Raw genomic sequence first — 5,463 nt, 5'->3', positions numbered from 1 at the left:
ATTCCTTTGGATCAAAGTCCAGGCCTTTTGGTCTGGCGTATGGATATGTCAGCAATGATTTATTCGTTTTGGTCATGATTGAACTCGCTGCTTTCTGCCGTTTTCCCGGTGGTTGGTATGCATTCGTTTTTTACGGAGAGTTTGATCCTGGCTCAGGATGAACGCTGGCGGCGTGCTTAACACATGCAAGTCGAACGATGAACCAGGTGCTTGCACTTGGGGATTAGTGGCGAACGGGTGAGTAACACGTGAGCAACCTGCCCCTGACTCTGGGATAAGCGCTGGAAACGGTGTCTAATACTGGATATGTCCCATCACCGCATGGTGTGTGGGTGGAAAGATTTTTCGGTTGGGGATGGGCTCGCGGCCTATCAGCTTGTTGGTGAGGTAATGGCTCACCAAGGCGTCGACGGGTAGCCGGCCTGAGAGGGTGACCGGCCACACTGGGACTGAGACACGGCCCAGACTCCTACGGGAGGCAGCAGTGGGGAATATTGCACAATGGGCGGAAGCCTGATGCAGCAACGCCGCGTGAGGGATGACGGCCTTCGGGTTGTAAACCTCTTTTAGCAGGGAAGAAGCGAGAGTGACGGTACCTGCAGAAAAAGCACCGGCTAACTACGTGCCAGCAGCCGCGGTAATACGTAGGGTGCAAGCGTTATCCGGAATTATTGGGCGTAAAGAGCTCGTAGGCGGTCTGTCGCGTCTGCTGTGAAATTCCGAGGCTCAACCTCGGGCTTGCAGTGGGTACGGGCAGACTAGAGTGCGGTAGGGGAGATTGGAATTCCTGGTGTAGCGGTGGAATGCGCAGATATCAGGAGGAACACCGATGGCGAAGGCAGATCTCTGGGCCGTAACTGACGCTGAGGAGCGAAAGGGTGGGGAGCAAACAGGCTTAGATACCCTGGTAGTCCACCCCGTAAACGTTGGGAACTAGTTGTGGGGTCCTTTCCACGGATTCCGTGACGCAGCTAACGCATTAAGTTCCCCGCCTGGGGAGTACGGCCGCAAGGCTAAAACTCAAAGGAATTGACGGGGACCCGCACAAGCGGCGGAGCATGCGGATTAATTCGATGCAACGCGAAGAACCTTACCAAGGCTTGACATACACGAGAACGGGCCAGAAATGGTCAACTCTTTGGACACTCGTGAACAGGTGGTGCATGGTTGTCGTCAGCTCGTGTCGTGAGATGTTGGGTTAAGTCCCGCAACGAGCGCAACCCTCGTTCTATGTTGCCAGCACGTAATGGTGGGAACTCATGGGATACTGCCGGGGTCAACTCGGAGGAAGGTGGGGATGACGTCAAATCATCATGCCCCTTATGTCTTGGGCTTCACGCATGCTACAATGGCCGGTACAATGGGCTGCGATACCGTAAGGTGGAGCGAATCCCAAAAAGCCGGTCCCAGTTCGGATTGAGGTCTGCAACTCGACCTCATGAAGTCGGAGTCGCTAGTAATCGCAGATCAGCAACGCTGCGGTGAATACGTTCCCGGGTCTTGTACACACCGCCCGTCAAGTCATGAAAGTCGGTAACACCTGAAGCCGGTGGCCTAACCCTTGTGGAGGGAGCCGTCGAAGGTGGGATCGGTAATTAGGACTAAGTCGTAACAAGGTAGCCGTACCGGAAGGTGCGGCTGGATCACCTCCTTTCTAAGGAGCACTGCGGTTCTTCGGAGCCGACAGAGCCGGATTCGCACCGAATGTGTGTGACCGGAGCTCATGGGTGGAACATTTGACATGACATTCAATGCAATGGTTTGGGTTAGTACGCTGCTTCGGCAGTTGGAATGCTTGGCCGGCGGGTTGGGTGTCTGCACGCTGTTGGGTCCTGAGGGACCGGGCCGGCCTTCGGGTCGAACTGGACCTCGTGGCCCTTACTTCTGTTTCCCGGTTGGGGGATGGGGGTGGGGGACCGCCCGTACTTTGAGAACTACACAGTGGACGCGAGCATCTTAAAGAAATACCGGGTCAACGCTTTTCCTGGCGTTGATCCATCTCATGTGATTTCAAGTCTTTAAGAGCAAACGGTGGATGCCTTGGCATCTGGAGCCGAAGAAGGACGTAGCAATCTGCGATAAGCCTCGGGGAGTGGATAAGCACACTGTGATCCGAGGGTCTCCGAATGGGGAAACCCCGCCAGGCGTTTGTGCGACCTGGTGACTCCCGCCTGAATATATAGGGCGGGTAGAGGGAACGTGGGGAAGTGAAACATCTCAGTACCCACAGGAAGAGAAAACAACAGTGATTCCGTGAGTAGTGGCGAGCGAAAGCGGATGAGGCTAAACCGGGTGTGTGTGATAGCCGGCAGGCGTTGCATGCCCGGGGTTGTGGGACTTTTCTGGACATTCTGCCGAGTGTTCGACGTGATGTGACGGTATAGACGAATGGTCTTGAAAGGCCAGCCATAGTGGGTGCCAGCCCCGTAGTCGAAATGCCGCTCGCAGCGTGAAGAGTATCCCAAGTAGCACGGGGCCCGAGAAATCCCGTGTGAATCTGTCAGGACCACCTGATAAGCCTAAATACTCCCAGATGACCGATAGCGGACAAGTACCGTGAGGGAAAGGTGAAAAGTACCCCGGGAGGGGAGTGAAATAGTACCTGAAACCGTTTGCTTACAAACCGTTGGAGCCTCCTTAGCAGGGGTGACAGCGTGCCTTTTGAAGAATGAGCCTGCGAGTTAGTGATATGTGGCGAGGTTAACCCGTGTGGGGTAGCCGTAGCGAAAGCGAGTCTGAATAGGGCGATTCAGTCGCATGTCCTAGACCCGAAGCGAAGTGATCTATCCATGGCCAGGTTGAAGCGCGTGTAAGAACGCGTGGAGGACCGAACCCACTTAGGTTGAAAACTGAGGGGATGAGCTGTGGATAGGGGTGAAAGGCCAATCAAACTTCGTGATAGCTGGTTCTCTCCGAAATGCATTTAGGTGCAGCGTTGCGTGTTTCTTGCCGGAGGTAGAGCTACTGGATGGCCGATGGGCCTCACCAGGTTACTGACGTCAGCCAAACTCCGAATGCCGGTAAGTGAGAGCGCAGCAGTGAGACTGTGGGGGATAAGCTTCATAGTCGAGAGGGAAACAACCCAGACCACCATCTAAGGTCCCAAAGCGCGTGCTAAGTGGAAAAGGATGTGGAGTTGCTTAGACAACCAGGAGGTTGGCTTAGAAGCAGCCACCCTTGAAAGAGTGCGTAATAGCTCACTGGTCAAGTGATTCCGCGCCGACAATGTAACGGGGCTCAAGCACGCCACCGAAGTTGTGGCATTGACATTTTTGGTAGGCCTTCGTGGTCCAGCCGTGTTGATGGGTAGGAGAGCGTCGTGTGGCGAGTGAAGCGGCGGTGTGAACCAGCCGTGGACGCCACACGAGTGAGAATGCAGGCATGAGTAGCGAAAGACGTGTGAGAAACACGTCCTCCGGAAGACCAAGGGTTCCAGGGTCAAGCTAATCTTCCCTGGGTAAGTCGGGACCTAAGGCGAGGCCGACAGGCGTAGTCGATGGACAACGGGTTGATATTCCCGTACCGGCGAAGAACCGCCCAAACCAATCCAGTGATGCTAAGTGTCCGAAGCCATCCATCGTCACCTTCGGGTGACACCGGGTGGTGGAGCACACGACCCTATGCTGGTGCGGTTAGCGTATTAACAGGTGTGACGCAGGAAGGTAGCCCATGCCAGGCGATGGTTGTCCTGGTGCAAGTGCGTAGGCCGAGTCGTAGGCAAATCCGCGACTCATACAGGCTGAGACACGATGCGGATGAAAAGTGGGTGATCCTATGCTGCCGAGAAAAGCATCGACGCGAGGTTCAAGCCGCCCGTACCCCAAACCGACTCAGGTGGTCAGGTAGAGAATACCAAGGAGATCGAGAGAATCGTGGTTAAGGAACTCGGCAAAATGCCCCCGTAACTTCGGGAGAAGGGGGGCCATCCACTTATACCGTCTTGCACGGGAAAGGGTGTGGTGGCCGCAGAGACTAGTGGGTAGCGACTGTTTACTAAAAACACAGGTCCGTGCGAAGACGCAAGTCGATGTATACGGACTGACGCCTGCCCGGTGCTGGAAGGTTAAGAGGACCGGTTAGCCGCAAGGCGAAGCTGAGAATTTAAGCCCCAGTAAACGGCGGTGGTAACTATAACCATCCTAAGGTAGCGAAATTCCTTGTCGGGTAAGTTCCGACCTGCACGAATGGCGTAACGACTTCCCAACTGTCTCAACCGCGAACNTAAGCCCCAGTAAACGGCGGTGGTAACTATAACCATCCTAAGGTAGCGAAATTCCTTGTCGGGTAAGTTCCGACCTGCACGAATGGCGTAACGACTTCCCAACTGTCTCAACCGCGAACTCGGCGAAATTGCATTACGAGTAAAGATGCTCGTTACGCGCAGCAGGACGGAAAGACCCCGTGACCTTTACTACAGCTTGGTATTGGTGTTCGGTGTGGCTTGTGTAGGATAGGTGGGAGACTATGAAGCGGATACGCCAGTATTCGTGGAGTCATTGTTGAAATACCACTCTGGTCATATTGGATATCTAACTTCGAACCGTGATCCGGTTCAGGGACAGTGCCTGGTGGGTAGTTTAACTGGGGCGGTTGCCTCCCAAAAAGTAACGGAGGCGCCCAAAGGTTCCCTCAACCTGGTTGGCAATCAGGTGGCGAGTGTAAGTGCACAAGGGAGCTTGACTGTGAGACTGACAGGTCGAGCAGGGACGAAAGTCGGGACTAGTGATCCGGCAGTGGCTTGTGGAAGCGCTGTCGCTCAACGGATAAAAGGTACCTCGGGGATAACAGGCTGATCTTGCCCAAGAGTCCATATCGACGGCATGGTTTGGCACCTCGATGTCGGCTCGTCGCATCCTGGGGCTGGAGTAGGTCCCAAGGGTTGGGCTGTTCGCCCATTAAAGCGGTACGCGAGCTGGGTTTAGAACGTCGTGAGACAGTTCGGTCCCTATCCGCTGCGCGCGTAGGAAGTTTGAGAGGATCTGACCCTAGTACGAGAGGACCGGGTTGGACGAACCTCTGGTGTGCCAGTTGTTCCGCCAGGAGCACCGCTGGTTAGCTACGTTCGGGATGGATAACCGCTGAAAGCATCTAAGCGGGAAGCCGGCCTCAAGATGAGACTTCCATCACCCTCGGGTGGAGAGGCTCCCAGCCAGACGACTGGGTTGATAGGCCAGATGTGGAAGTGCGGCAACGCATGCAGCTGACTGGTACTAATAAGCCGATGACTTGATAACACACTCCTTCTGCGAGATGAACGCGTCCACTTTGTGGTTCTCGACGTACGGTCGGAACCAAACAACACACACCAACACGTGTGTGTCACCGATACATGTCAATAGTGTTACGGCGGCCATAGCGTGAGGGAAACGCCCGGTCACATTCCGAACCCGGAAGCTAAGCCTCACAGCGCCGATGGTACTGCAGGGGGGACCCTGTGGGAGAGTAGGACACCGCCGGACTTCT

Annotated in this window: 3 rRNA genes; all 3 read left to right on the top strand. The window is 55.1% G+C overall.

Annotated features, from left to right (window positions below):
- Positions 1-129: 129 nt before the first annotated feature.
- Positions 130-1,654: ribosomal RNA gene (locus tag ACQUSX_RS15905) — 16S ribosomal RNA — on the top strand.
- Positions 1,655-2,008: 354 nt separating this feature from the next.
- Positions 2,009-5,234: ribosomal RNA gene (locus ACQUSX_RS15900) — 23S ribosomal RNA — on the top strand.
- 108 nt (positions 5,235-5,342) lie between these two features.
- Positions 5,343-5,459 (top strand): 5S ribosomal RNA (rrf, locus tag ACQUSX_RS15895).
- The 16S, 23S and 5S rRNA genes sit together here, the layout of an rRNA operon.
- The last annotated feature ends 4 nt before the right edge of the window (positions 5,460-5,463 follow it).

The organism is Microbacterium alcoholitolerans, assembly GCF_050408615.1.
Classification (GTDB): domain Bacteria; phylum Actinomycetota; class Actinomycetes; order Actinomycetales; family Microbacteriaceae; genus Microbacterium.
This window is presented reverse-complemented; position numbering and strand designations above follow the sequence as displayed.